This window comes from Pseudomonas sp. BE134, from assembly GCF_031456105.1.
In the GTDB taxonomy this organism is placed as follows: Bacteria; Pseudomonadota; Gammaproteobacteria; order Pseudomonadales; family Pseudomonadaceae; genus Aquipseudomonas.
Window position 1 is genome coordinate 114989 of sequence record NZ_JAVDUA010000003.1, and the last position, 25134, is coordinate 140122.

Below are 25134 nucleotides of genomic sequence, written 5' to 3' on the forward strand. Positions count from 1 at the left end.
CTCCAAAGGAGCACGAAATGGTAGATGTATTCCATGACCATGAAGAAGATTCGGCGAAACCGGGAGGGCAATAATGGAGCAGCAAAACGACGAACTGCAGATCTGTCACCAGTGTGTGGGTGAGCAGTTTCTTTCCCGCGAGATCAAGACTACTGGCAAAGCGGCCAAGTGCAACTACTGCGAATCCGAAAGCTTTTGCTGGACCATTGAGGCTCTTGCCGATCGGATCGAGCAAGCATTCGCGGAGCACTTCATTCGCACATCTCCTGAACCGGATAATTGGGAGCAGAGCCTTCTAGAAAACTGGGCGCCAGATTACACATGGGAGCGACATGGGGAACCTGTCCTTTGGGTTATCGGCAATACGGCCGAGATACCTGACCAGGCAGGCGAGGACGTGCTAGACATGCTCAGTCGTCGGCACGATGATTTTGAAATGAAGACAATGGGAGAAGAATCGGAATTTGCTCCCACTTCTCACTACGAGCCGAAGGATCTGAACGCCTACGTCTGGCAACAAGAATGGCGGAACTTTGAAAGGACATTGCGAACCGAAGCCCGATACTTCGGGCGAGCAGCTACAGCTCATCTTGCAGCGGTTTTCGGGGGGATAGATCGGCTCTCTACTTCGGACGGCAAATCTCTGGTAGTGAGTGCGGGGCCCGGCACTTCGATCGAGGCGCTATTCAGGGCAAGGGTTTTCCAGGCAGACAAGCCCCTGAAAGAAGCACTTTGTCGACCAGATCAACACCTTAGCTCACCTCCTGCGCGGATGGCGTCAGCAGGTCGAATGAATGCTCGCGGCATATCGGTATTCTATGGAGCTACTGCCAAAGTCGTTGCACTCGCAGAGGTCAGGCCCCCGGTCGGCAGCTACGTCGTGCTAGCTAGCTTCAAGGTCATCCGACCTCTCCGTCTCTTAAATTTATCTGCCCTTGAAAATACACATGATGATGGCAGCCTCTTCGATCCAGCATTACTCCCGCGGCTTGAGCGAGTAGCCTTCCTACGCACTCTTGGAAGAAAAATGACCCGCCCAGTGATGCCCGATGATCAGGAGTTTGACTACTTGGCGACCCAGGCAGTCGCTGATTTTCTGGCAACTGAAAATGCCCCTCTCCTGGACGGCATCATCTTCGAGTCAACGCAATCAGATGAGGGAGCAAACATCGTACTGTTCCATAGCGCATCTCGTGTGGCGATCATGGACCTGCCAGAAGGCACAGATATTAGTGCCAGTACGGTCAGTCATGACGAAGATGGGGCCTACCCAGACTATTGGGTCAGGGAAGAGGTCCCTCCAGCGAAAGAGGAAGAACCCGCTCCCAAGCCAGGTATTTGGCCTCTGATTGGCATGCTTGCAGATCCCCAGGTGGATCATGATGCACGACAGGAAACGCTTGATATCTTGCCGGACACAATTGAGGTGCATCACATCAAAAAGGTGAGGGTTGAGAGTGACGCTTACACTGTGGTGCGCCACCGCTACCAAAAGCGAGAAAACGCGCACTTTTAGAGAACATGCCGGCGCTGATTGAGCATCCACTCGGTTAGCTATGGGTCGGTTGTATCCCTTGGTGACAGGCAGAGATCGGCCAGAAGCGGACGCTTGAGATCCGAAAATGCTCGACCAGAAGCGAATACTCACTCGCGGTGTCCCTTAGAAGTCCGCCCATCGTTTGTGCGACGGCCAGGCAAGGCTGTTCAACGACTCGTAACTGGAGGTAATGTCGATGTTCATGGCCTACGCGCCCACTCGTCACATCTCTTTCAAATTACGGGTGTTCATCGACTGAATCGTCGAGTTGATGACAGAGGGGGCATCGACGATGCCCCCCCGATCCGCGCTACGCTTTCGGCTGGCAGATGTAGTTGCCGCTTCGCAGGAAGGTTTCATGCTTGTTCGGCGAGTAGACGCTCAAGGTGCCCTGCTCGTTGGCCGCGAAGTGCTTCCAATTGCCTTCTTCGAGTACCAGTTCCGCAAAGTTTTCTCCTGTCTGGCTCACGTAGAGCGCCTCTCGCCCCCAGCGTGTCGTAAACAGACTGACATCTCGCAGATGGGCGCTGGCATTGATGCGAATGTCTTTGGATTGAAGCTTCCACTCATAGCCTTTGTCGGACGTCATGACACGATCCGAGTAGAAACACATCACAGTCTGTCCCATACGCGTGATGAGCGGTGCATCGTAGCTGTCGTCTTCGCTCGCCCAGGTGCAGGTTCGCCAGCCTTTACCGGCAACGTAATAGCTGACGAACGAGGCCGCGTTGTTCTTCTTCTTCAGTGACTTGAATACCCAGTTGTACTTGCAGAATGCAAGTAAGCTGCTTCCATCGGGCAGCGGCTGGATGCTTTCTACTTCGATTCCCTCCGAGAAGTTCGGTGCGTCTTCCCAGCGCAGCCATGGGCCGTCGAGGTCGGCGGTGCAGAAGATGGCGACCTCGTCGTAGCTGCCGGTCTTTGTAGAGTCGAAAATCAGCCCTTTTTCGACGTAGGAGTACTCCTTGCGCTCCTTGAATCTCCATAGCCACAGGCCGTTGAACCGGATGACCTCTTCAGTTCGGGTGAACTCCCAGCCCTGCGCATCCGGGAAACGGCTCTGTTTCCAGTTCTGCGCATCGCGGGAGTAATAGAACCCGTCGTTGTAACCCGCTATGGCAATCCATATTCCACCCACGAAATACAGCTGGGAGATGGCGGGTGCGTTGTCGGTGGCGCTGAGACGCACGTTCTGCCAGTGCTCTCGATCCAGGCTGCGATACACCCGGTTGTCGTGGTCGACGATCAACCACGTGATGCCATCGGTCTTGATGTACTGGATTTTCTCGGGGTCGCAGGGAGGGTGCTGTACCTGACCCCACTCGATGCTGAACAAATGATCCCGGTCATCTTTTTCGATGACGACCGACTGTTTGGCCAGCTTTTCCTGCTGTTCCTGATGAAGTCGCTCGGCACGCTGCTTTGCTTTGCGCTCAACCACGGAGTCGTCGAATCGACCTTCCATGAATTGCGCGAGCTGTTCGGCTACGTCCGCACAGGCATTTGAAAAGGCACTGAGTGTGTCGTCGAGCTGGCGTTCGAAGTGATTGAACTGGTCGTACCAGTCTCCGTTAGCTGCGGAGTTGTCCAGCTCGAAATCGGCATAGCCGGATTCGTCCTTGAAGGAGATCGTGGGCAGGCCCCAGCGCGCCAGCATGCGATTACCCTGGTTCAGCGTGCTGGAATGTCCGGAGATGAACTCGCTGATTTTCTTGCGCATCTCGTTCAGCGAGGACAGGCAGGAACCACGGCCAAGAGTGTAAGCCGTTCCCTCCACTTTGCTGCTGACCTTGCTCAGGAACGAGTCGTCCCATGCTTCCATGAAGAACGAATAATCAGAGGCTTTCAGGGTCGCTTTCGTCAGATCGAACGAAAGACTGCTGGCCTCATGACCGACCGTGCGCAGTCTGGCGCGAGCCTCGGTGAAGGTCTGCTCAAAACGCAGCTCGCGGTAGCGAACGATGTTTTTCCAGCCGCTGGTCTGCTGCTGCAACTTCTCGGCAGCCGCAAGCACGTGCTCTTCATCCTGTTCGGTACTGATCACCAGCCCACGGGCGAAGTTTTCCTTGAACTGTGCGGGCTTGAGCGCGTTCAGGATACGCAGCACATGAGGACCTTCGATCTGTTTCTGGCACAGCGTCAGCAGGTAGAACGCATCGAGCAGCCAGGTGTAGGTCCTGTCGTCGCCTTTGAGCAGATCCTGCAGGATCGGCAAGTAGTCCTGAACCTTGCGGGGGTTGTCCGCCAGTACTGCGATTTCAATTGGCGCCTGCGGGCACCCGGCCTTGTGCGCCAGCAACTCGAGAAACTCCCGGCCCTGTCTGTTCAATGACGCCGAGTTCTCGATGCACAGAGCGAACAGCAACAGGTAGTTGTGTCGGGCGTCAAGATCGTCAGTGGTGTCGAAGAAGGTGTGGGAGTGGATGTCCGGCAACGACGACACCAGTGCAACCGGCTCGGCTTGGGCATCTTCGGCGGGTTCGTCGGGCAAGGCGTTAAGACCGTGCTGATCCTTGTAAACCTCCAGAGTCAGCAGGCTGCCGCCGATGATTTCCTCTATCAGGTCGCGCATCCGGTACTGGGTATAAAGGCCGGAAAACGCCTTGCCAAAGAATCTGGAAATGATTCGCTCGCGCTTCTCGTCGCTGTCACAGACCTCGCCGTCCGAGATCATGTCGATGATGCGGTCGTACTCGTCGGAGAGGTAATACAGCGAGTTGAACGCCAAACCCGAGATGTTTTTCTGGACGAAGTACGAATCGACGACGTGCTCTTCGAACGATAGCTCGATGACCGAGCGGTAGCGTTCGATGCTGGTGGTTTCGATCTGATCGATCAGGTCGATGATGAAACTCAACAGCTGGACTTCTTCGTCACAGTCCACGTCCAGCTTTTCCAGCGTGACGATCAGGTGGTTGATGTCTTGCGTGGTCAGCATGACGCCGGGGTGGCTGCGCATGAAGTCATACGCCAGGTTGAGCACCAGCAGCCCCTTGGGCATCGATTTGTAGCGACGTTTGTTCGCTTCGATGTTCAGCGACCATTGGTGAAAATTGGTGTTGTTCTCAACCCGGATCAGGCGGCGATTGATCTTGTCGACCGCCACCAAGACGAAATTACGGGTTTCGATGATGTATTCGTTCATCGTGCCCAGGTTGTTGCGGATCACCGCAATACTCTGGGCGTTGATCAGGTTCTGCTGCTGCAGTTGCTTGAGGTAGTGCCATGCGAATTTCTGCATGTGCAGCGCGTCAACCTGGTTCTGCAACTGGTTCTGGCGATTCTTGCCGCTGAATGCACCGGCAAACCGCTTGAAGAATCCGCTCTCGGCTTGTTGTTTCAGGCGTTCCTCGCTGCACGTGACCAGCCGTGAAGCATCCACTGCCAGTTGCTGGGTCAGCGCTGCGTTGTTCTGGTGCTGGGCAACGAGTGCCTCAACCGCTTCCTGCTCCGAGGCGTTCAGCGGTTGATTGAAGATTTCCTGGGGTGCTGCTTCGACCGTTTCGCTCATTGAAAATATGCCTTAAAGATTATCGATCAGGTTCTTCAACTGTGTGCTTTGGGCTGCCATGGTCTTGACCTGGCCAGCAAAGTGGCGCTCGGACAAGTAGAGGCCCTTGTGAAATTCGGCATAGAACGACTGCGACATCTGCAGGTATTCCAGCGAGTCATGCATGATCATTGCGTTACCCACCACGTGTTCGGTGGCGGTCAGCGTCAACCGGAAACTTTTCTCGATTTGGTTGTCGATAGCGATGCTCATGGCCATCGTGGTGATCAGGCCGCCGATAATGCCGCCCACCAGCGCACCGATCGGTCCACCGAGAGCGCCCACTGCAGCGCCCACCGAGCTGCCGACGACAGCTGCACCAGTCTGCAGTAAATTGTGGCCCGTTCGGGTTTCCAGCTCTTCGCTTGTGATCTTGCCCGCGGCAAACAGCACCACGTTCTGCACCACGTCCACGGCACATACCGCAGCAGCAGCCACACCATTGTTGGCGAAGGTGCGCTTGAACGCCGAGCCCGCGAATAGGGCAGGCAAGTTGCGTGCTGTGATGCTGACCGTCGCAGTCGCGATGCCTGCCTTCAGCGCGCTGTCACCGGCGGCGATTGCGGTGTTTTGGAGAATCTGGAAAGTCGCTTGCTCCACCGTGATTTCGCCGTCGCGGACTTGTTTGATCGACTGGAAAGTATTGATACTGCCCGCGATCACCGTAGTGATGACAGCTGCCGAACCTGCCGCGTGAAGGCTTTGTTGAACGGTGGCCTTGTTCAGGTAACCGTTCTGCATCTTTTCATGCAATTGCTTGCCTGCCTCGGTGCCGCTGCCCAGATGCTCGGCGTCCCGTTTGCCCAGAGGCGTTGACTGAACGCCCTCGACATCGAGGTTGCCCGTCGTCTTCTCCCGAACCTTTTCGGCGGCATTGGCCACTTCCGGCCGCGTTTGCTGGTTTCTCTGCATGTCTCGTTTGGCCGCTTCCTTGATCTGTTCGATCTGATCTGCAGGCCCGATGAATGCATCACTGTCCTGATACTGATGAATGCCGTCTTTGGTGGATCTGAATGCCTTCTGCGTGGCATCGCCATTCTTGAAATATTTCAATTGCGCTCCGAGCAGTTGCTCGTCGCCCTTCATGACCACGATATCGTGGGTGGTGTGATTCTTCGCTAACGGGGTGTTGGTGAAGTTGTCAGTGAAGGCGCGGACTTCCTTGTCCTTGAGGATCGCGTCCAGGTTGAATGATTCGGCGTGCCATGTCTCTGCGGCGAACCCACCTTTGATCGCGCTGTTTTGCGCGGTTCCGGCAATCTTGTCGATGATGGCGTTTGCGTGATTGATTTCGCCCAGCATGTGGCCAATCTTTTCCGACGCCTGGGTGGGCCAGATCGGGCAGAGGCTGACTGAGCTGTTCAATGCCTTTTTACGTTGGTTGTCCATGGAGCTTCCTTGGCATCATCTAGATACAGAGCGTTGATCGGCGCGCTGTCGGGCATCAGGTGCTTGTTGAGACGGCGTCGCAATAGAGGGTTCGCAAGTTGTTCAGCTTCTGGCTGATCTCATCGACCCAGACCTGTGGCGCATGGACCCGAATGTTGTCGTTGAGCCCAAAAATCCACCAAAGCGTGTCCCGGTCTAGCGACACTTGAGCGTGCAAGCGTTTCCAGCTGTGGTCAGGGAGGTCGCTGAGGCTCTGCACGCTGCTCAGCGGTGTCTCACTGAGCAGGGCGGCGATCTGCGGGTGAACGTCGGCGACCAGTTCGACCTGCGCATCGGCTTGTCGATGGTTGAAAATCCCTGTGTCGATGTAGTCGTCGACGTCGAACGTGGCGTGCAGCTCCGCCACTTCATCCAGCACCCTGACCTCGCGAATGCGATGCAGGGCGAACTGGCGAAGATCGTCGTAGCCGTCAACCGATGCCACCAAGTAGCTGATGGCGTGTCGCGACACCAGTCCGGCGGGGTGCAGACGGAACTGCTTGAGTTCGCTTTTGCTGCGGCTCTGATACGTCACTTCCAGTTTCCGGCGCTCCAGCAAGCCGGTTGAAACCTCACTCCAAACGTGGGGTGCAATGCTGGCAGGCAGCAAGGTTTTGCCGTTGGGAACCGTTCGGACCCGCTTTGCCCAATCCGCCAGGCCGTTGTTACCCAGATCGCCCAGAAAGTTTCGGGCGCGCCTGAATTGGGGGCCGAGTTGGTCCAGCACCGCTTGCGGGAGCAGGGTGGTCAGATGTCGTTCGGAGAGGTAGAGCGCCAGCGCTGTCGGGGTGTCCATGTCTTCCAGTTTCAGCGGCGCGTCGCGAGTGAAACTCCAGCGAAAGGGAGTTTCACTGTCGTTGCACTGCAGCGAGAAGGGAATGGACAACCGGCTCAGATCGCGCTGAACGGAGCGCAGCGTTACGGAAAAACCCTTGTCCCGGAGCTTTTCCAGCAGTGTCGATGTAGCAATGCGCTGCGGCTCCGTGGGTATCAGACGCAGCAATGCGAACAGCCGCAGCAGCGTATCCTTCGCTTGAGACATGGCAATTACCTTGTAAGCCTATTCAATGGATGGTCGCCATTTTGGCGCCAACTTGGCATCGATGCTACGAGATTGGATGGCTTAGTGCCATCTTTCTGTATTCCATAAAACTAAAGTCTAGACATGTGCAATTGTCTGCGCCTGCTCAACCGGGGGCACGCCGGCTCTGGGCATCGCGTTTGAGATCGCTGTATTCGCGATAGAACGCGTAGCCTTTCTGCAGAACGACAAATAATCCGATCACTGCAAGCAGGTTTTTCATAAGTGGCTCCTTGATTTGCAGTCATTGTCTTCAGTGGGGCGACAAGGTATGTCGCGCTCTATCTTGTTCAGGACCAGAAATTCTTCCAGCCGCGCCTTGAGCACCTCTTTGTGGGTCGCCTCCCGGTATCCGAGCGGCAAGTCATGGCAAGCCGGGCAGCTTATGGGAGGCGGCAAAACGCTCGGTCTTGAATCACAACAAGGCAAGACGGTCGTTTTCCAGAAGCATTCGGGACAGACAAAGGTGAGAGGGAGTGACATGAGCATGGCGACCACGTGCAATCTTCGGTGCTGCAAGATTGCTTTGCGGGAGCGACAGCACATGTCGCTCATCTGCAGGCGCTGAGTAGGAAAGGAGACGGAACGGACTATCTATATTGGGTCGTTCACTGCCGGCCAGGTTTACTAAGGGGGGGCAAATCTGGCGCAGATGGCTGGTCAGGTCGAATGCAAATGGGTGGTCAAGTCAGTGTAATTGCCCAAGCGTCAGCGGATGTGGAGAAGTGGCTCGAGCCAGCGGCGAGATCAGCTAGTCTTCTCGCACCAGTTACTCAAGGACGATACCCATGTCAGATAACTCTGAAGCCAACATAGCCACAGCAGACGCGCTCACACTGCTCCTACACAACCAGCACGCCATATGTGCCGCCATTGAGGAGGTGACCAAGTGGCTTTCTGAGAATGGAGTGGGGAACGTTGCCGCTAACGCAATTGCGGCCATGGAAACGCTGGACCGGAATGCTCAAGACATCACAGGCGCCATCATGCGACTACGGCAGTTATAGGTATGCCTTAGCTGATACGCGCACATTTAAATTTATTTGCCCTTTCCGCTTGATAAGTGACACTCATAGTGCAACAGTATTAGTGGAGCACCCTAACTGATACGGAAGGCATATCATGTTCGTCCGCGCATATCTCCGAGCATCCACCGAAGAACAAGACGCCAGTCGCGCCCAAGCCTCGCTTGACCAGTTCGCCAGCGAACATAACAAGGTCATCGCGAGCGTGTATTTGGAGAATGCCAGCGGCGCCTCCGCAGACCGGCCCGAGTTGCTGCGTCTGCTCAAAGATGCGCGCAAGGGTGACGTGCTGCTGGTGGAGTCGATAGACCGCCTTTCCCGCTTGCCGGTGGAGGACTGGCAGAAGCTCAAGGCCACGATTGATTCCAAGGGCCTGCGCATCGTCGCGCTCGATCTGCCGACCAGTCACCAGGGAATGCAGGACACGAAGGGCGACGAGTTCACCGGGCGGATGCTTGGCGCTATCAACTCGATGCTGGTGGAAATGATGGCCGCCATTGCGCGCAAGGATTACGAGCAACGCCGCGAGCGTCAGGCCCAGGGTATCGAGAAGGCCAAAGCTGCCGGTAAGTATCAGGGCCGGCCGATTGATGAAGATCTGCACAAGCGCGTTACGGAACTGCTCGGTGCAGGCCTTGGCATCCGCGCAACAGCCAGGCACGCCAACTGCTCAACCACCACCGTCCTCAGGATCAGGGACTTGGCCAGCGCCTGAATGCGAATCCACGGTCGATTTCTGCCTGTAGCCGCTGTCAGCTATGGGGCGTTCTCTCGCCCCTCGTAACAGGCAGAAATCGGCCAATCTCTGCCCTTCACGAAGGGCTGCTTTGGGTCCAGGCCGTGTGAAAACGTTTTTGGTCGTCACTGCGAACCCGAATCGATTGAAAAATCGCGTTCCTACGCAAATTTACGGTCCTCTGAACTGCTGACCGTCAATAGATTTCGCGTAGCAACGCAGACTTCAAAACGGCGTATGCGTTTTCACACAGCCTGGGTCGTTTTCTGCCTCTTGCGACTGGCAGAAAACGGCCATTATAGGTGGCGATGCATAACAATTTCAGCAGCGGCTTTTGTCTACCCGCAATACCAAGAAATATGGTAGGTTTAGACCCAAGTTGAATTTCGGACTTTTTATTAACATACGGGCTTATAGTCAGATTGCTGGCGAACACCTTATAAATCCTTTGGCGAGAAGGTCACTCTGCGCTCTTTGTACTTCTGAGCGTATTTCTTAGGGTCGATTTGTAAAACCTCACAAATCACTACCGCTTCTTTCACCGCATTGGTCGTTGATAGATCGAATGCAGTATCTCCGCTCGAATTTATTACGCTTACATCCAAGATTTTTCCGTCAGGTAAAATCTTGACTAACAGTTCTGCCTGCATCCCGTTACGGGCAGAAGGCGGCCTTACCCAGAGTCTACTAACTTTTTCAATAAAGGCAGCGTCCGCGTCATCAGTTGAAATATAATGGCCATCCCGACGAGGCTTGCCTGATAACTCGGACGAGCATCCACCCGCTACAGAAACATCCTTCATTAATTGGCGCTTGTTTTCTATTACATTTTCGGAGCCTGGGTTGACCTTGGTAGTTTGATCACGGGATGCACCAAACACAAAAAACACAACAGCAATAAGTACAACGACAATGCCTGCTATCAGTTCCGGGGTAAATACAACTATTGAAATATTCCTTTCGCCGCAATTCGGGCACTTTAAGGAGCGCTGCTTACCTCGTGGATACCATGTATAAAAACAGTCTTCACATTTATTTTGGGGTCTTTTCGTAGACATTTTTTTGCTTCTACCGTTTTTAATACTTCAGCTGTCTGGGCATCATATGTCTCGTTTACAAACTTCGACATTATAATTCATGGCGCCTGAATGTTGGCTCATCAGGAAGGGACATCGTGCCTTGATCAGGCTACGAAGCCGGACAGCCACTCAGCCTTGAAAATCGAAACGGGATCTAGCGTTTTTACACACTCTGGGCCAAGAGCTGCCTTTCGGCAGCTTCTTTTTTAACAAGGTATGGCTAGGTCAACTACTCGACAAACTTAATAAAGTCGCCGTTGATCGAGTAATCCGCCACTTCGGTCTGAATCACGGTGCCACCAAAGCCATTCTTTCCGCGGAACTTACAATACACACGGATGTAGCTGCCTTTGTCGGTGTAACGTGTTTCGATGTGATCGTAGCTTGAAGGATCGTTCATATTCTTTTTGATCAGTCGCTCAAACTGGCGATGTGCGCCGTCCCAGCTACTGAACTGATCTTCAATTTTCTTCTGGTGATTGGCCTTGGCTTCACTTTCACGTTGGGCTTTTTCAGCCTTGGCCACTCGCGTTTCTTCGGCCTTGGTGAAACGATCCATTGTCTGCTTATACCCTTTGTTCGAGGGATCAAGGCTCGACAACTCGGTATAGATGGCAATGGCCTGCCCGTAATCGGTTGCCCCCAGCGTTTTAGTATTAGCCAGCAGTTCCGAGATACGGTCTTTCCGAGCCTGTTCCTTCTTCTCCTGTTCAACCTGCACCTTCAAGACTTGAAGGCGACTATCGATGGCGGCTAACTCAGGATCTTGCGCAAACTGGGCGTACTGTTGCTGCATCTGATCGGCTTTTGAGACATCCCTGGCGTCGATGGCGGCGGAAAACTCAGCGAGCACTTCATCACGATGTTCTGCGAAGTAGGCTTTAAGGGCGGCAGTTTGCTCCTCTGCTTCGCGTACGCGTTTTTCTTCAGCTATGCGAGCGTTTTCCTGTGCCTGGAGTTTTTGTTCCTCAGCGGCCTCTTGGAGACGCTGCGTCACCTGGTCGTTGAACACATACGTCGAGCCCGCTAACGCGAATAGGACGATCAGAACCCTCAAATGCAGAGAGTCGCCCGACTTCATGTACGCCAGCACTCGGCTGTAGCAGTAGGGGCTGATCAGTGCGGTGGCGGCCAGAAGCATCAAGCCGGCCTTCCAGCCCTCTGTGAGGACGTAGACGCCTAACAGGCCTAGCGCAATGGTCACAACCCACCACAGGTTGTTTACATCGCTATCAGTGATGCCCGTCGATTTGCTCATGCTGTGTTACTCCTTGTTGTCGAGGGTGGCGATACCGCAGTTCAGCTCAAAGCCTTTACCCGTTTTCCAAACCGATTTGGTCAGAAACACGTGATAGCCTTCAAACAGCGCTTCGAACGGTTTGCCTTTCGCGACCTTGTCCTCGAAGTCTGAGGGTTTAGAACCCGTCAGCGCCTTCACCATTTTCCCGCACACCGAAGCCAGCTCTTTGGTGTCTTGAGTGGCTCGGCTTTTTACGTTGACGTTCAACATGATTTTGACCCGCGTAACCTGATCACGGGTGCCTCGGCCATACATGGCGAGGTTGTTCGGAAGGTCTTGGGAACCCAGCATTTTGTAGGGCGTCCCACACGAATAAGTGTCGGTTTCAAGCTCGGTATAGCCGCTGGCGTTGGGCTGGAAGCCGTCTTCATCGATCAACGCATTGCAGGCCTCCAGCGGGGTAAACGCCTCGCCATTGCTCGCATAGGTGTGATCCGACACGGAGAACGTGCCCAGGGTCAGTAGTACCAGTGCAAAGCGGGTGAGCACGACCTTTCCAGGGACAAATCTATACTGCGTTGAAAGGAAGGACACGGCGTCCCCATCGCCCTCAATGACGCGGATGGCCTGCTTGAGGTCATAGGTCTTCGGCATCGTCGGGTTGGCGACAAGCGCACGGACAAAATGCCAGGTAAAGGTCGAAAAACAACGACTAACCGGCAGGTGATCCTTGATGCGCTGGCGCGTGCTCTGATCCAGACGTGGGGTCACAACGTTGGTGATAAAGGTTTCGAGCGTTTGTCTCCAGGCGGAGTCGTCGGTTATTTTGAAGCCCTTGTCCACGACCTGGCTGACGCTCTTTTCCTTCAGCTCTGCGAAGTGCTCGCCGACAGACGCGAACGCGGCTTTGGCGAAGGCGGCGTAATCCTGGTGGCGGACATGCCGGGTATGCAGCGCCCTATAGAAAAAGATGGCAAAAACTGCCCATGCAAGAGTGATACAAACCAACAGCTTCATCATAATTACCCTGCTCCCATCCTTAAGTTAGCCCAGCTATCGCGAGTTAATCGTTGTGTCTTCCAGGTATTTTGACGCTCGACCAGCTGTGGCCAAGGCGATTCTGGGCCCCGCCATGGCCCTTTTCGGCGGTGTTGCGGTACCAAGTCACTGCCAGCTGGTAGCCTTGTGCAATGCCTTGGCCCTTGGTGTAGCTGTCAAGACTGCCAGTGAGTTGTTCTACGCGCACTGAAGGTTATTCGGCCCGGCATTGCACCGGCCGGACGAACCGGCGGATAGCAGAGCTTGCCGCATATCGGAGGAGGAGTTTATAGACGGTAGAACTGCCGACCTTTCATTTAGCGACAGCGCTTTATCACTTCATGACAATCCATGACCTTTGATCTGGGTTTTCCCATAACGTTGACCGTCCGCTTCTACGTTCTTTGGTGGCGAACGCTGCTCGCGATTTCGCCCTCGGAACAGAATTACTTGCGGGCTGCATTCTTGCCTCGCTGAACGACTGCAAAGGGTCATTCTTTGCTGGTCAGGACCACGAAGAGTGCTGGTCAAGTCAAATGCAAATGGCCGATTGCAGTCAATCCGGCGCCATCATCACCGCGAGCGTCATCCTGATGAATTCCTCATTCTTGTCGATGATTTCCAAGGCACCGCGCATTGTCGGCGACACTCTGCCGAACGTGAGGAGTCCTTTTGGCATAAAACAAGCGCGGGAGCCAACCCAGCAGTGAAGCGAGGTGCCGGTCAAAAAGTATCTGCCGCCAGCTCCAATAAACAGAGAAGCTGTGACCAAAGCTGTGACCATATCGGGCATGAAACCCCAGAAACAAAAAAGGCCCACCTTTCGGTGAACCTAAGTTGTTGATCTATATGGTGCCGGCACCAGGAGTCGAACCCGGGACCTACTGATTACAAGTCAGTTGCTCTACCAACTGAGCTATACCGGCGTGTTGGGCGACGATTATAGCGATTGGATTGGTTCTGTAAACCCCTGAATTCAGACTATTTTTGCGCAGGCTTCTGGTCAGGCGCGAAGCAGGGTTTTCTTGAGTTTCTGAATGGCTTGCCAGGTCCGGCTGTTTTGCATTGCGCGCAGCTGTGCTTCGGCCTGTTCAGCGCGTTGCAGGGCGGCGGCCAGCTGTGGCTCGGCATCGCCGACGGGGTGGCTGAAGTTGTGGCCTTTGCAGAACTGAAATTCGTCCAGGTTGCACGGCGGGATGTCGAAGGCGGGTTTGAGGTTCAGGTGTTCTTCGGCGAGGTAGTAGGTATTGATGCCGTCGAACAGGATGGAATGGTAGCCGGCGCCGGTGACGAGGGTTTCCCAGGTCTGGTCGCGCGCCCAAGGAGTCTCTATGAGGATGATCCATGGTCGCCATTGGCTGAAGTCCATACCGCGCAGGACGGTTTCTTCGTGGCCTTCGACGTCGATTTTCAGGAAGTGTATAGGGCGGCCCTGGACGTGTTCTTCGCAGACGGACGTCAGGGTGCGCGATTGCACGGTTTGGCTGCGCACGTCCATGCCGGCGGCTTTGTGCAATTGCGCCATGGCCGGGTCGGCGGTCGAGAGGCCGGTGCCGGCAATGCCGTAGAAGGTCAGGCTATCGGCGCTTTCACCGGCCACGCATTGCAGATTGGTGTCTTTGGGGCGTTGCTGGCACAGGGCTTCATAATAATTGGGCATCGGCTCGACGTTGATGCCGCTCCAGCCGTGGTCGTAGAACGCTTTGGTGACGGAGTCATGGGTGGGATCGTTGGCCCCGACGTCAATATAGAAGCCGTTTTCGACGGTTTTGAGGGCGCGCCAAAGGCGTATGTCTTCGAAATTCTGTGCGTAAGAAATGAACGTCACTGTCGCATCCTGTCGGTCGAATTTTCTTGTTCGTGGCCGCGCTGTCGGCGCCCTTGCGTGTTTGTATAACAAGAGTCGGGAAACGGTGCAATTTTCCCTCTGAGACGTCCGGATTTAGGCGCTTATGTCCTTTGTGTTAAATGCTTATGCACAACGGAGCTGGTGCAATGCCTCGTTCATTACTGTTTTTGTGGGCCCGTTCTCATTTGTTCGCAAATCGCTGTTTTTCCAGTTTTTTTTGCAGGTGTACAAAAATTGAACAGTGTCGTTTCACCCATGAAACAGGCGCGGGCATTGGATCCACGAAAATTCCATCAACAGAGTTATCCACAGGCTGTGGCTTTTATGGACGTTCCGCTAAAAGCAGGAAATTACGGGGCGTGAGCGGGGTTTCGCAGAAGGTGCCGAGGCGAACGGTGTAACCCTGATCTGCAAGGAAAAGTGCCCGGTCGAGTACCAGCCATAGCTCCAACGGGCGTCGGAAAAGTCCGCGTAGTAGCTCCAGATTTCGTACTTGCGCCAATCGTTGCCAACCGGCTGCTTCGAGTGCGGGCCAGTCTTGCAGGCCGACTGTGGATAACTCTTTCAGTGCGGCCAGATGATGGCAGTAATCGGCATAGGATCTTTCCAGCCAGGAACTCGGCAGGGAAGGGCTAGGCAGGTATTCATCAACACCGCGCAGTTGCCGTTGCAGCAGGTCGAAACCCAGGCGCCGGGCCATCGAGGTATCACGCTGACGTCGCACACGGGCACCTGCGGTGACGGTTTCGCTCATGGGAAGCGCGAGGTCGTCGAGGGAAAGTTGTAGGGTAGAGCCTTTGGCGGCCAGGGATATCGGTGAATACTCGGTCAGACCGATGCGGTTGTAGCAGCACGGCGCGATAGCTAGTTGTTTGCAGCCTGCCGCGCTGGCGAGCTGGATCAATCGCACATGCAGATCACCGCAGGCGTGCAGGGCTACAGGGGTGTGATCAGCATTCAATAAACAAGCCGCGCCAGGAGCGAGCACATCTTGCTCAACATGCAGCGCCTGCAGTTGATGACGCTGACTGAGTGCCTGTCCGCTGGCCACCAGCGCCGGGTCGTACTCCAGGCAGGTCAGTTGTTGCCCGGTTTGCAGCAAACGCCGCCCCAAATGGCCCTTGCCCGAACACCAGTCCAGCCAATGCTTCGCCGGTGCAGCAAACGACAGGCGACTGGCAAACGCCTCTATCTGTTGCCACTTGCGCCCCGGCACATCGACATTCAGCCGATGCCCGGCGGCTACCAGCGTATGTGCCGGCAGCTCACCTAACGCGCTTAGCTCAAGCGATAACGCCGCCAATGAAGCAAACGGCTCCGGCGCATTCAGTAAACAAGGTTGGTTATGACTGTTTTCTGCATCTTCCAGCGAGCGCCCGCGTAGCCAAAGCGCCAATTGCGGGTAGGACGCTTCCCAGGGAAGTTGCAGAAGAGTAAACGGACGTGGCTTCCACAGCGCCTGATGCTCAATCAGAAAAGCATCCAGCGCGATGAAACGGGCGAGCAGGTCCTCGCCCGTCAGCACGCTGGAGGCATCAACGTCCTTGGCAGGCATCGACGCGCAGCCAGCGCTCCAGCAGCTTGAAGCCGCGCACCAGCACGTAAGCCATCAGCAGATAGAACATCCCCGCGGCGAAGAAGATCTCCACCGGCAGGTAAGTCCGGGCAATGATGGTGCGGGCCATGCCGGTGAGTTCCAGCAAGGTCACGGTACTGGCCAGGGCGCTGGCCTTGAGCATCAGGATCACTTCGTTGCTGTACGCCGGCAAGCCGATGCGCGCGGCACGCGGCAGCATGATGTAGAAAAGTGCTTTGGCGCGAGACATGCCCAAGGCACGCGCCGCTTCGATTTCACCCGGCGGAATTGCCTGGATCGCGCCGCGCAGGATTTCGGCGATATAGGCCGCCGTGTGCAGGGTCATGGTGGCGGTGGCGCACCAGAACGGATCGCGCAGGTATGGCCACATCGAGCTGGTACGCACTGCATCAAACTGCGCCAGGCCGTAGTAGACCAGGAACAGCTGAACCAGCAACGGCGTGCCACGGAAAAAGAAGATGTAGCCGTAGGGGAAGGCCCGCACGTACCAGAGTCGCGACGAACGCGCGATGCCCAAAGGGATCGCCAACAACAACCCGGCGATTACTGCGATGGCCACCAGCTCCAGGGTCAGTGTTGCGCCTTGGGCCAGCTTCGGTAGCCACTTGATGATGACTTCCCAGTTCATTGGGTGCTCCTCGCGAAGCCGCGAGCGGCACGTCGTTCCATTAAGTGCATGCCGCTCATGGCGAGCACGGTCAGGCCCAGGTACATGAACGCGGCCACCATATAGAAGGTGAACGGTTGCTTGGAGACGGTCACGCCGATTTGCGCGTGGCGCATGATTTCTTCCAGGCCGATGACCGATACCAGCGCGGTGTCTTTCATCAGGATCATGAACAGGTTGCCAAGGCCCGGCAGGGCGATGCGCCACATCTGCGGCATGATCAGTTTGGTGAAGATGCGAAATTTCGACAGGCCCAAGGCCACGCCCGCTTCACGGTGACCTTTGGGGATCGCCAGAATCGCGCCCCGGAACACTTCGGTGGCGTAAGCGCCAAAGCACAGCCCCAGCGCGATCACCCCAGCAGCAAAAGCATTGAGTTCGAGGTCGGGATTGCCGAAAAACTCGCCCAGGGCACGCATCAGGTTGACGGTGCCGAAGTAGATCAGCAGCACCCAGAGCAATTCCGGTATGCCGCGAACCAGTGTCGAATATGTACCGCCAAGCCATTGCAACGGCTTGTACGGGGACGTCTTGGCCAAGGCGCCGAGCAAACCGAGCACCAGCCCGAGACACAAGGCCGAGAGTGCCAGTTTTACAGTCATCAGCGCGCCAGCGGCGAGCGCGGGGCCGAATCCGTAGAGATCGATAGTCATGGGTTTCTTTTCAAATCGCGGCAGGCAATGCCATGGACTGGCGCCGTTAGCGTACGGCGCCGGTCCGGCAGGTCAGAATCAATAGATGCTGAACGGGAAGTACTTGTCGTTGATTTTTTTGTAGGTGCCGTCAGCGACGATTTCTTTCAATGCGATGTTCAGCTTCTCGCGGATTGGATCGTTTTTACGCACGGCAATACCGATCTTGTCGCTTTCTTCCACTGGGTCGCCCTTGAATTCGTACGACTTGCCGGCGTCGCTTTTCAGCCACTCGTAGTTGACGTACTTGTCGGCGAGGATGCCGTCCAGGCGACCGGAAGTCAGGTCCAGATAAGCGTTTTCCTGGGTGTCGTAGAGTTTGACTTCGACGCCGTCCATGTTGTCTTCCATCCAGGTGCCGGCGAGGGTTGCACGTTGTGCGCCGATCACTTTGCCTTGCAGGGAAGCCTTGTCGGTTTTGAAGTCGACGTTTTTCGGTGCTATGAATTGCAGCTTGTTCGAGTAGTACGGGTCGGTGAAGTCCACCGCGCCCTTGCGCTCATCGGTGATCGACATCGAGGAGATCAGGAAGTCGAACTTCTTGGCGTTCAGGGCCGGGATGATGCCGTCCCAATCGGAAGTGACCACGGTGCACTCGACTTTCATCTTCGCGCACAGGGCATCGCCGATTTCTTTGTCGAAGCCGACGACATTGCCACTGGCATCTTTATTGTTGAACGGCGGGTAGGCCGCTTCGATGCCCATCTTCAGGGTTTCGGCCATGGCACCGGCGCTGAACGCCAGGGTGACGGCGGCAGCCAGGAAGACCTTTTTGTAGTTCTGCATGCGGGAAGCTCCGTTAGCGGTTGCTGGACATGAATTGTTTGCAGCGCGCCGAAAGCGGGTTTTCGAACACCTGCTGTGGCGATCCTTGCTCTTCTACCAGGCCCTGGTGGAGGAACACCACCTCGCTGGACACCTGACGGGCAAAGCCCATTTCATGGGTGACCAGCAGCATGGTGCGGCCTTCTTCGGCCAGTGCGCGGATGACATTAAGTACTTCCTGAACCATTTCCGGGTCAAGGGCGGAGGTGGGCTCGTCGAACAGGATCACCTTGGGCTGCATCGCCAGGGTACGGGCGATTGCTGCGCGTTGTTGCTGGCCGCCGGACAGTTGCGCCGGGTACGCGTGACGCTTGTCGGCGATACCGACCTTGGCCAGCAAGGCTTCGGCGACTTCGATGGCTTCGGCTTTGCTTTGACCGAGCACGCGGCGCGGCGCTTCGATGATGTTGTCGAGCACGCTCATGTGCGGCCAGAGATTAAAGTTTTGAAATACAAAACCAATCTCGCTGCGCAGCCGATTGATCTGCTTGCCGTCGGCAGCGACCAGTTCGCCGTTCTTCGCGGCTTTGAGTTTGAGTTCTTCGCCGGCCACCAGGATCTGGCCCTGATGCGGGTTTTCCAGCAGGTTGATGCAACGCAGGAACGTGGATTTGCCGGAACCGGAAGAGCCCAGGATCGAGATCACGTCGCCGTCGCGGGCGGTCAGCGAAATGCCTTTGAGCACTTCAAGCTGTCCGTAGCGTTTGTGCAAATTGCGGATTTCAAGCGCGGGCGCGGCCTCAGCCATGTGCGTTCCTCATAGTGTTTCACTCCTGCTGTTGGCGGCCTTCCTGGCGAGGCGGCCAAGCTAGCATAGCGTTTGAATGGCAGCCAACAGCGCTACGGGCGGTAAACGGAAGTGACGTGGCAGGTTGTCGCATCGCTACAGCAGACTGTCGCGCTGCTATCAACCGAACAGCCGTTTGAACCAGTTGCCCGGCGGGTGTCGCGTAAAAAAAGGCGCGATGTTGCCAGCTTTGGCGGGGTGTTGGAAGCGCTAACCGGCCAAACGTTCCTGATCTGCACATTTATTGTGCGTCGAGCATTTTCCGGGTGTGTTTCCGGTGCGCGCATTCGTTCCCAAAGTGAGTCGCAGGGTAACGCTCTGGCAAAGTGCCATTGATTTCAATGGCTTGCGATGACTGTCCGGTCAGGTCCAGATCGCCGTAATAGAAGGGTTTGAAATATTTTGGCGTAATTATTGCGTACAGAATCCAGAACGCCCTGTTGGTTTCTTTTTACGAGAAAGAAATCAAGACGGGTTGCACGCATTCGCTTTTCCTTACAAAGGTAGTTTCAATGAGCAGCACCCCAAGCTCCAATGGCCTCGAACAGGGGCTCAAACCGCGTCATGTGACCATGCTGTCGATTGCCGGTGTTATCGGCGCCGGCTTGTTCGTTGGCTCCGGTCACGCCATCGCAGCGGCAGGTCCGGCCGTGCTCTTGGCATACGCAGCCGCCGGTATGCTGGTCGTGCTGGTGATGCGCATGCTCGGCGAAATGGCCGTTGCTTCGCCGGACACCGGCTCCTTCTCGACGTACGCCGATCGCGCGATCGGTCACTGGGCCGGTTTCACCATCGGCTGGTTGTACTGGTGGTTCTGGGTTTTGGTTATCCCGCTGGAGGCCAATGCCGCCGCGACTATCCTGCATGCCTGGTTCCCTGGTGTGGACATCTGGGCTTTCGCCCTTGTCATCACGATGCTGCTGACCGTGACCAACCTGTTCAGCGTGAAGAACTACGGTGAATTCGAGTTCTGGTTCGCCCTGCTCAAGGTTGTGGCGATCATTGGTTTCATTATTCTCGGCGTTCTGGCGATCTTCGGCTTCCTGCCGAACAGTCAGGTCAGCGGCGTTTCGCACCTGTTCGACACCCAAGGCTTCCTGCCAAACGGCATGGGCGCGGTATTGGGCGCGATCCTGACCACCATGTTTTCCTTCATGGGCACCGAGATCGTGACCATTGCGGCCGCTGAATCGAAGAACCCTGGCCAGCAAATCTCCAAGGCCACCAACTCGGTGATCTGGCGGATCGGCTTGTTCTACCTGGTTTCGATCTTCATCGTCGTGGCCCTGGTGCCATGGAACGACCCGATTCTGGCCAGCGTCGGTTCGTACCAGACCGTGCTTGATCGCATGGGCATCCCGAACGCCAAGATGATTGTCGACATCGTGGTACTGGTCGCCGTAACCAGCTGCCTGAACTCGGCGCTCTACACGTCGTCACGCATGTTGTTCTCCCTGGGCAAGCGCGGTGATGCGCCAGCCGTTTCCACTCGCACCAACAAAAGTGGCACGCCTTACTGGGCAGTTATGTTGTCCACTGGCGCAGCGTTTCTGGCGACATTCGCCAACTACGTGGCTCCGGCAGCGGTGTTCGAATTCCTGCTGGCCAGCTCCGGCGCCATCGCTCTGCTGGTATACCTGGTCATTGCGATCTCGCAACTGCGCATGCGCAAAAAGCGCATGGCGCGCGGCGAGAAAATCGTCTTCAGCATGTGGCTGTTCCCGGGCCTGACTTACGCGGTGATCGTATTCATCGTCGCGGCCCTGACCATCATGCTGTTCCAGGAAGCGCATCGCGTGGAGATTCTAGCGACGGGCCTGCTGGCCCTGCTGGTGGTAGCGGCAGGCTTGCTGGTAGCTCGCCGTCGTCGTAATGAGAAGATGAGCGCAGTGTTGGCGAGCTGAGGGTTCAGACTCAAGCCAATTGTTGTTGATACGAAAACGGCCGCTGTCAGTGATGACAAGCGGCCGTTTTTGTTTCGTTAGTGGTGTCCGGTTTAAATGGGATGAACCCAGTCTTCTACCCGTAGTCCTGGAACTCGTACGAACTCGCGCACGTTGTTCGTTACAACAATGAGCCCGCGTGAGCGCGCATGTCCGGCAATCATGTGGTCATAGGGGCCAATGGGAGTTCCAGCCTTTGCCAGCTCTGACCGAATCATTCCGGTGTGTGCAGCGGCTTCGTTGTCGAAAGGCAAGACCTCAAGACGTGCGGCGAAGCCCTCGATCACAGCGAGATTTTTTTCTGGAGTCGCAGATTTTTCGGCGCCGTAGATCAACTCCATGAGCGTTACTGCGCTGATGCACAGCTGACCGTCATGAAGGTTGAAGGCCTCTCTTACTATTTGCGGTTTGTTTTTGACGGTGAAGATGCAGATGTTGGTATCGAGCATGAATTTGATCATCAGAACGACTCACGCTCCTGATCAGCAGGCTGGTCGCGATTGGTCATAAAGTCTGTGCTCACACCATCGCCGTCGAACCAGCTGTCCCAGGTTTCGTCTGCCGGGGTAATGATGCGAGCCCTGCCGATGGCGACTACGTTGACTCGTTTCACATCGCTTGGCATTGCCACGGCTTTCGGAAGTCGGACAGCCTGGCTTCGATTACTCATGAAAAGGGTGGTCTGTTCCATTTCTGGCCTCCGGCGTTTCTGCGCGTGTAGTGAGTCCAAAGAATAGATTCGTGGAGGGATATGTCAATGGGATATACATCCTTCACTGACGAGAGGTAGCACGTTGATCTTTTTGGGTGGCTTGCAAAAACGGCCGCTGTCAGTGATGACAAGCGGCCGTTTTTGTTACTGGCAGTAGCGTTTATTCGCTCTTTGCTTCCTGCGCATCCAGTGCCTGACGATAGCTGTCCAGCGCAGCGCCGAAGTCGCTGATGAACTGCGGATCGGTCAGCCAGGCCTGAGCCGTTTCCCGGTCCATGCCATCGGCCCACATGCGGTAGTCGATCAGCATGTCGGCGGCCAGGTGGGTGGCTGCCATGGCTTCGTTGTCGGCGTTTTCCATGTCCAGCAATTCTGGATGGTCGCTGATGATTCCGGCGAGGTCTGACAGCAGGATTTGAAGCATGTCGCTGCGGCTGTTGGCTTCTGCGTCACGCATCTTGCTGAACATCGCCAGGGTGTATTCCGGGATCGGCTCGCCGATGTCTTCCAGGTCATCGTCCAGCGCGGCGGGTTTTCTGCCGTGGATGTTGATTTGCCTGGCTTTGGCCTTTGCGCGCTTGGCGCGTTTCTGTTGCTTGTTCAGGGATGCCATGGGAACTCAGTTTGCTTTCTGTTGGGTTTGGGCGGCGATGATATCGGACGCTGCCACATAGTCAGCCTGGAAGGCCGGTGATTCGATCCACGCCAGGGCGCCGGCTTCGTCCACTTCGGTCGACCATTGGCGGTACTCGATCAGTGCGGCGAGGATGAAGTCCATCGCGCCTTCTTCGCCTTCCTGCTCATAGACCAGCTCCAGCAGCGGGTCTTCCAGGAACGCCACGCACATCGCTTGCTGGCTGGTCTTTTCGGCGTCGATCATTTTCTTGAACAGTTCGGTCAGGTCCACCGATTCGAAGTCGATGCGATCATCGTTCGGGTCCAGCTCGACCGGCGCAGCGGCCCGTTGGGTGCGGTTCTGCTTGGCCTTGGCTTTGGCGCGGGTGGCGCGTTTTTGCTGTTTGTTGGCGGAGGCCATGGGTGTCGTTCCGTATTCGTTGAGAGGGCTCAGCTGCGCGGGACTTGCCGCCCGGGTGTGTCGGGGGCCAGCTCGGCGTTTTGCAGCCAGGACAATGCAATGGGCCATAGTGTGGCTTGGTATGCGCTGCGAAAAAAGGCGAAATGTCCGACTTCTGCTTCGCCGATGTCTTCGGGGGCGATTCGCAGGTGGGTGCTGGTGCTGTCGGTGAAGTAGCCGAGCAGGCGTTCGATGGCTGAAATCGTACCGTAAGGATCGTCACTGATGCTGATCGCGAGGATTTTTGCGCTGACGCGCTCAAAGGGCAGTCGGCCGGTTCCACGATGGAGGCGTCGACCGCTGGGGCGCGTTTCATAACGGGCGGTCGGTGTAGTCCAGTCGCGAACTACGCCGGCTGGTGTGTCCTCCAGCCAGCCGAGGCGCTTGCCGGGGAAGTAGCCGTGGAACATCGTCATCAACGGCATCACCACATGCCACTTGCCAAACATCCGCCAGCGATGGGCGGGCGCATAATCGCGCCAGTAAGCGAATTGCGCGCCGACTGTCACCATTCGTCGAATGATATGCCCGGACGCTCCCAGACCCGCTGCACAGCCGCCAAAGCTGTGACCCACGACGTCGATGGGCTGGCCGGGGAATTCACGCTCAGCGCGCTTGAGCATCGCCTCAAAGTCCAGCGCGCCCCAGTCGGTCCATGAGGCGTCGAGGTCTTTGAGCGAGGCGGGACGTGATTCACCGATGCCACGGTAATCGTACGTGATGACATCGAACCCGTTGGCGAACAGGTAATCGGCGAAACGTGAGTAATGCCGGCAGCGCACGGAGGTGGCGGCGTTGATGATCACGACGGGGCGTGCAGGGGCCTGCGGAGTGTGCCGCCAGGTGAAACCGCCGAGGATGAAGCCGTCTGCGGCGGGCTCCTTGAAGGGGTCGCCGGGTGCGGTTGCAGGCAATGGCAGCTCGATCTGAGCAGGCGCCAGTGCAGGCGTGTCATTGAAATTCATCGGTGACGGACCTTTGCGCGTAGCTGCCAACGATAGTCTTCATGACGGATTCGGACAATCCGCCCATTTTTATCGGCGATTCTGATTGAGCAGCCGATCTTCGAGTAGCGCTCGTTCTCGATCCAGCTCCGCTCGAAGTTCCTCCTCACTCGGTAACACCAGTTTGTATTTGCTGGCGAACAGTTGTTCATTGCCCTCCAGCACGGAATAACGAACCACCGATTCATCTTTCTGTGCGCAAAGAATGATGCCGACAGTGGGGCCATCCTCCGGTCCGCGTTTGAGGTCGTCGTACATGCGCACATACATGTCCATCTGGTCGACATCCTGATGGGTCAGTTCCCCGCGTTTGAGATCGAAGATGACAAAGCATTTGAGCAGGTAGTTGTAAAACACCAGATCGATGTAGAAGTCTTTGCTTTCGGTGCTGATGCGTTGCTGGCGGGCGATGAAGGCGAAGCCTTTACCCAGTTCGAGCAAGAAGCTCTGAAGGTGGTTGATCAACGCTTGTTCAAGTTCGGTTTCCAGGATCAGGCCCGCATTGGGCAAGCCCAAAAATTCCAACACCACCGGGTCCCGAATAAAGTCTCTTGGGCTGGTGACCATTTTCTGAATATTGGTGGCGGCTTCCTCCTTGACCGCAGGCCGGTCGCGACTTGCCAGCAAGCGTTCGTAATAGAGCGTATTGATCTGACGCTCCAGAGCGCGACTCGACCAGTTCTGGAGGGCTGACTCGTTCATGTACCACTGACGTGCATGGTCGTTGTCGACGCGCAGTAATCTGCGGTAGTGGGTCCAGCTCAATTCGTGACGCAGTGCGTCACAAATTGGGAAGGCTTGATAGAACTGGCGCATGTATCGAAGGTTGGAAGCGTCAAAGCCTTTCCCGAACTCGGCTGTCAGAATTTTCGCCAGTGTCGCCAACAACTGCTTCCCATACCCCGCTCTACGAGCCCCCTCCTGCTCGAACTCAACAATATGCCGCCCGATCTGCGAGCTGGTTTGTACTTGAGCGGTATCAACCGCTCGAAGCGCTTTCAGGCGTGCCTGGCGGATCAGTTCGCCAAGGCTACCCACCAGAGAGGCAAGTTGTGGATCTTGAGTGTTATCGGTTTTGACGATGGTCATGAAGTCTTCCGTGGCTGGAGGAGCAGGCGGAAGAGGATGGCAAGAGAGCATGGGGCGGCGATGCAGTACGACGCTGGAAAGTCGGAAGGAATTGCCGGATTCGTTTGGCAGGACCAAGCCGACGGCGGGGCGTATTTGTGGAATACAGGGTGTAGTCCGTTTCGCAGTGAACCCAAGATC

Annotated in this window: 23 protein-coding genes and 1 tRNA gene; 4 read left to right on the forward strand and 20 right to left on the reverse strand. The window is 56.0% G+C overall.

What is annotated here, in order from left to right:
- The first annotated feature begins 73 nt into the window (after nt 1–73).
- The gene (locus tag J2Y56_RS04095) at nt 74–1516 is read left to right on the forward strand and encodes an RES family NAD+ phosphorylase (protein ID WP_310348772.1); all 1443 of its coding nucleotides are present in this window, start codon (nt 74–76) and stop codon (nt 1514–1516) included.
- A 331-nt stretch (nt 1517–1847) separates the two neighbouring features.
- On the opposite strand, the gene J2Y56_RS04100 is transcribed toward J2Y56_RS04095, so the two are convergent.
- The 3 genes from J2Y56_RS04100 to J2Y56_RS04110 form a co-directional block, all read right to left on the reverse strand.
- A complete protein-coding gene (locus tag J2Y56_RS04100; protein ID WP_310348773.1) occupies nt 1848–5048 on the reverse strand; it encodes a hypothetical protein in 3201 nt (1066 codons plus the stop codon).
- A 12-nt stretch (nt 5049–5060) separates the two neighbouring features.
- Nucleotides 5061–6389, reverse strand: coding sequence for a hypothetical protein (locus J2Y56_RS04105; RefSeq protein ID WP_310348775.1), 1329 nt, complete (start codon nt 6387–6389; stop codon nt 5061–5063).
- A gap of 142 nt (nt 6390–6531) precedes the next feature.
- Entirely contained in the window at nt 6532–7557 is a 1026-nt protein-coding gene (locus J2Y56_RS04110; protein WP_310348780.1) for a WYL domain-containing protein, read from the reverse strand.
- Nucleotides 7558–8384: 827 nt separating this feature from the next.
- Between J2Y56_RS04110 and J2Y56_RS04115 the strand changes: the two genes are divergently transcribed.
- The gene (locus J2Y56_RS04115; RefSeq protein WP_310348783.1) at nt 8385–8603 is read left to right on the forward strand and encodes a hypothetical protein; all 219 of its coding nucleotides are present in this window, start codon (nt 8385–8387) and stop codon (nt 8601–8603) included.
- Nucleotides 8604–8718: 115 nt separating this feature from the next.
- A complete protein-coding gene (locus J2Y56_RS04120) occupies nt 8719–9336 on the forward strand; it encodes a recombinase family protein (RefSeq protein ID WP_310348786.1) in 618 nt (205 codons plus the stop codon).
- Between the two features lie 458 nt (nt 9337–9794).
- On the opposite strand, the gene J2Y56_RS04125 is transcribed toward J2Y56_RS04120, so the two are convergent.
- From J2Y56_RS04125 to J2Y56_RS04175, 11 genes are all read right to left on the reverse strand, one after another.
- Nucleotides 9795–10415, reverse strand: coding sequence for a cell envelope integrity protein TolA (locus J2Y56_RS04125; RefSeq protein WP_310348789.1), 621 nt, complete (start codon nt 10413–10415; stop codon nt 9795–9797).
- A 250-nt stretch (nt 10416–10665) separates the two neighbouring features.
- Nucleotides 10666–11694, reverse strand: coding sequence for a hypothetical protein (locus J2Y56_RS04130; protein ID WP_310348791.1), 1029 nt, complete (start codon nt 11692–11694; stop codon nt 10666–10668).
- A gap of 6 nt (nt 11695–11700) precedes the next feature.
- Complete coding sequence (locus J2Y56_RS04135; RefSeq protein WP_310348794.1) at nt 11701–12696, reverse strand: hypothetical protein; 996 nt, start codon at nt 12694–12696, stop codon at nt 11701–11703.
- A 574-nt stretch (nt 12697–13270) separates the two neighbouring features.
- Nucleotides 13271–13507: a hypothetical protein gene (locus J2Y56_RS04140; protein WP_310348797.1), complete on the reverse strand. Its 237-nt coding sequence runs from the start codon at nt 13505–13507 to the stop codon at nt 13271–13273.
- A 57-nt stretch (nt 13508–13564) separates the two neighbouring features.
- A tRNA-Thr gene (locus tag J2Y56_RS04145) sits at nt 13565–13640 on the reverse strand.
- A gap of 77 nt (nt 13641–13717) precedes the next feature.
- Entirely contained in the window at nt 13718–14542 is an 825-nt protein-coding gene (locus tag J2Y56_RS04150) for an FkbM family methyltransferase (RefSeq protein ID WP_007949065.1), read from the reverse strand.
- Nucleotides 14543–14885: 343 nt separating this feature from the next.
- The gene (locus tag J2Y56_RS04155) at nt 14886–16118 is read right to left on the reverse strand and encodes a methyltransferase (protein ID WP_310348801.1); all 1233 of its coding nucleotides are present in this window, start codon (nt 16116–16118) and stop codon (nt 14886–14888) included.
- Complete coding sequence (locus tag J2Y56_RS04160; protein ID WP_007949062.1) at nt 16099–16788, reverse strand: ABC transporter permease; 690 nt, start codon at nt 16786–16788, stop codon at nt 16099–16101. The genes J2Y56_RS04155 and J2Y56_RS04160 overlap by 20 nt, the downstream gene beginning before the upstream one ends.
- A complete protein-coding gene (locus J2Y56_RS04165) occupies nt 16785–17480 on the reverse strand; it encodes an ABC transporter permease (RefSeq protein WP_027922191.1) in 696 nt (231 codons plus the stop codon). The genes J2Y56_RS04160 and J2Y56_RS04165 overlap by 4 nt, the downstream gene beginning before the upstream one ends.
- Before the next feature lie 78 nt (nt 17481–17558).
- Complete coding sequence (locus J2Y56_RS04170; protein WP_007949060.1) at nt 17559–18305, reverse strand: ABC transporter substrate-binding protein; 747 nt, start codon at nt 18303–18305, stop codon at nt 17559–17561.
- Between the two features lie 13 nt (nt 18306–18318).
- Complete coding sequence (locus tag J2Y56_RS04175; RefSeq protein WP_007949059.1) at nt 18319–19092, reverse strand: ABC transporter ATP-binding protein; 774 nt, start codon at nt 19090–19092, stop codon at nt 18319–18321.
- Between the two features lie 551 nt (nt 19093–19643).
- On the opposite strand from J2Y56_RS04175, the gene gabP reads away from it, so the two are divergent.
- Nucleotides 19644–21035 (forward strand): GABA permease, encoded by a 1392-nt coding sequence (gene gabP / locus J2Y56_RS04180; protein ID WP_007949058.1) that lies wholly within the window; start codon nt 19644–19646, stop codon nt 21033–21035.
- 92 nt (nt 21036–21127) lie between these two features.
- Here the strand turns inward: gabP and vapC are convergent, their stop codons facing one another.
- The 6 genes from vapC to J2Y56_RS04210 form a co-directional block, all read right to left on the reverse strand.
- Nucleotides 21128–21535 carry a tRNA(fMet)-specific endonuclease VapC gene (vapC, locus tag J2Y56_RS04185; RefSeq protein ID WP_007949057.1) on the reverse strand — a complete coding sequence of 136 codons (408 nt, stop codon included), beginning with the start codon at nt 21533–21535 and terminating at the stop codon, nt 21128–21130.
- Nucleotides 21535–21765, reverse strand: coding sequence for a type II toxin-antitoxin system VapB family antitoxin (gene vapB / locus J2Y56_RS04190; RefSeq protein ID WP_007949055.1), 231 nt, complete (start codon nt 21763–21765; stop codon nt 21535–21537). Before vapB ends, vapC begins: the two co-directional genes overlap by 1 nt.
- A gap of 181 nt (nt 21766–21946) precedes the next feature.
- On the reverse strand, nt 21947–22399 hold the full coding sequence (locus J2Y56_RS04195) for a hypothetical protein (RefSeq protein WP_310348804.1): 453 nt from the start codon (nt 22397–22399) through the stop codon (nt 21947–21949).
- Nucleotides 22400–22405: 6 nt separating this feature from the next.
- Entirely contained in the window at nt 22406–22822 is a 417-nt protein-coding gene (locus tag J2Y56_RS04200) for a hypothetical protein (protein ID WP_007949053.1), read from the reverse strand.
- Nucleotides 22823–22851: 29 nt separating this feature from the next.
- On the reverse strand, nt 22852–23826 hold the full coding sequence (locus J2Y56_RS04205; protein ID WP_007949052.1) for an alpha/beta fold hydrolase: 975 nt from the start codon (nt 23824–23826) through the stop codon (nt 22852–22854).
- Nucleotides 23827–23895: 69 nt separating this feature from the next.
- Nucleotides 23896–24954: a PDDEXK nuclease domain-containing protein gene (locus J2Y56_RS04210; protein ID WP_310348806.1), complete on the reverse strand. Its 1059-nt coding sequence runs from the start codon at nt 24952–24954 to the stop codon at nt 23896–23898.
- Nucleotides 24955–25134: the final 180 nt, after the last annotated feature.

What these genes read in the sequence shown, in the direction of transcription:
- J2Y56_RS04095 (WP_310348772.1), top strand. Translation starts at nt 74, where the DNA reads ATGGAGCAGCAAAACGACGAACTGCAGATCTGTCACCAGTGTGTGGGT.
- J2Y56_RS04100 (WP_310348773.1), bottom strand. Translation starts at nt 5,048, where the DNA reads ATGAGCGAAACGGTCGAAGCAGCACCCCAGGAAATCTTCAATCAACCG.
- J2Y56_RS04105 (WP_310348775.1), bottom strand. Translation starts at nt 6,389, where the DNA reads ATGCTGGGCGAAATCAATCACGCAAACGCCATCATCGACAAGATTGCC.
- J2Y56_RS04110 (WP_310348780.1), bottom strand. Translation starts at nt 7,557, where the DNA reads ATGTCTCAAGCGAAGGATACGCTGCTGCGGCTGTTCGCATTGCTGCGT.
- J2Y56_RS04115 (WP_310348783.1), top strand. Translation starts at nt 8,385, where the DNA reads ATGTCAGATAACTCTGAAGCCAACATAGCCACAGCAGACGCGCTCACA.
- J2Y56_RS04120 (WP_310348786.1), top strand. Translation starts at nt 8,719, where the DNA reads ATGTTCGTCCGCGCATATCTCCGAGCATCCACCGAAGAACAAGACGCC.
- J2Y56_RS04125 (WP_310348789.1), bottom strand. Translation starts at nt 10,415, where the DNA reads ATGTCTACGAAAAGACCCCAAAATAAATGTGAAGACTGTTTTTATACA.
- J2Y56_RS04130 (WP_310348791.1), bottom strand. Translation starts at nt 11,694, where the DNA reads ATGAGCAAATCGACGGGCATCACTGATAGCGATGTAAACAACCTGTGG.
- J2Y56_RS04135 (WP_310348794.1), bottom strand. Translation starts at nt 12,696, where the DNA reads ATGATGAAGCTGTTGGTTTGTATCACTCTTGCATGGGCAGTTTTTGCC.
- J2Y56_RS04140 (WP_310348797.1), bottom strand. Translation starts at nt 13,507, where the DNA reads ATGCCCGATATGGTCACAGCTTTGGTCACAGCTTCTCTGTTTATTGGA.
- J2Y56_RS04155 (WP_310348801.1), bottom strand. Translation starts at nt 16,118, where the DNA reads ATGCCTGCCAAGGACGTTGATGCCTCCAGCGTGCTGACGGGCGAGGAC.
- J2Y56_RS04160 (WP_007949062.1), bottom strand. Translation starts at nt 16,788, where the DNA reads ATGAACTGGGAAGTCATCATCAAGTGGCTACCGAAGCTGGCCCAAGGC.
- J2Y56_RS04165 (WP_027922191.1), bottom strand. Translation starts at nt 17,480, where the DNA reads ATGACTATCGATCTCTACGGATTCGGCCCCGCGCTCGCCGCTGGCGCG.
- J2Y56_RS04170 (WP_007949060.1), bottom strand. Translation starts at nt 18,305, where the DNA reads ATGCAGAACTACAAAAAGGTCTTCCTGGCTGCCGCCGTCACCCTGGCG.
- J2Y56_RS04175 (WP_007949059.1), bottom strand. Translation starts at nt 19,092, where the DNA reads ATGGCTGAGGCCGCGCCCGCGCTTGAAATCCGCAATTTGCACAAACGC.
- gabP (WP_007949058.1), top strand. Translation starts at nt 19,644, where the DNA reads ATGAGCAGCACCCCAAGCTCCAATGGCCTCGAACAGGGGCTCAAACCG.
- vapC (WP_007949057.1), bottom strand. Translation starts at nt 21,535, where the DNA reads ATGATCAAATTCATGCTCGATACCAACATCTGCATCTTCACCGTCAAA.
- vapB (WP_007949055.1), bottom strand. Translation starts at nt 21,765, where the DNA reads ATGGAACAGACCACCCTTTTCATGAGTAATCGAAGCCAGGCTGTCCGA.
- J2Y56_RS04195 (WP_310348804.1), bottom strand. Translation starts at nt 22,399, where the DNA reads ATGGCATCCCTGAACAAGCAACAGAAACGCGCCAAGCGCGCAAAGGCC.
- J2Y56_RS04200 (WP_007949053.1), bottom strand. Translation starts at nt 22,822, where the DNA reads ATGGCCTCCGCCAACAAACAGCAAAAACGCGCCACCCGCGCCAAAGCC.
- J2Y56_RS04205 (WP_007949052.1), bottom strand. Translation starts at nt 23,826, where the DNA reads ATGAATTTCAATGACACGCCTGCACTGGCGCCTGCTCAGATCGAGCTG.
- J2Y56_RS04210 (WP_310348806.1), bottom strand. Translation starts at nt 24,954, where the DNA reads ATGACCATCGTCAAAACCGATAACACTCAAGATCCACAACTTGCCTCT.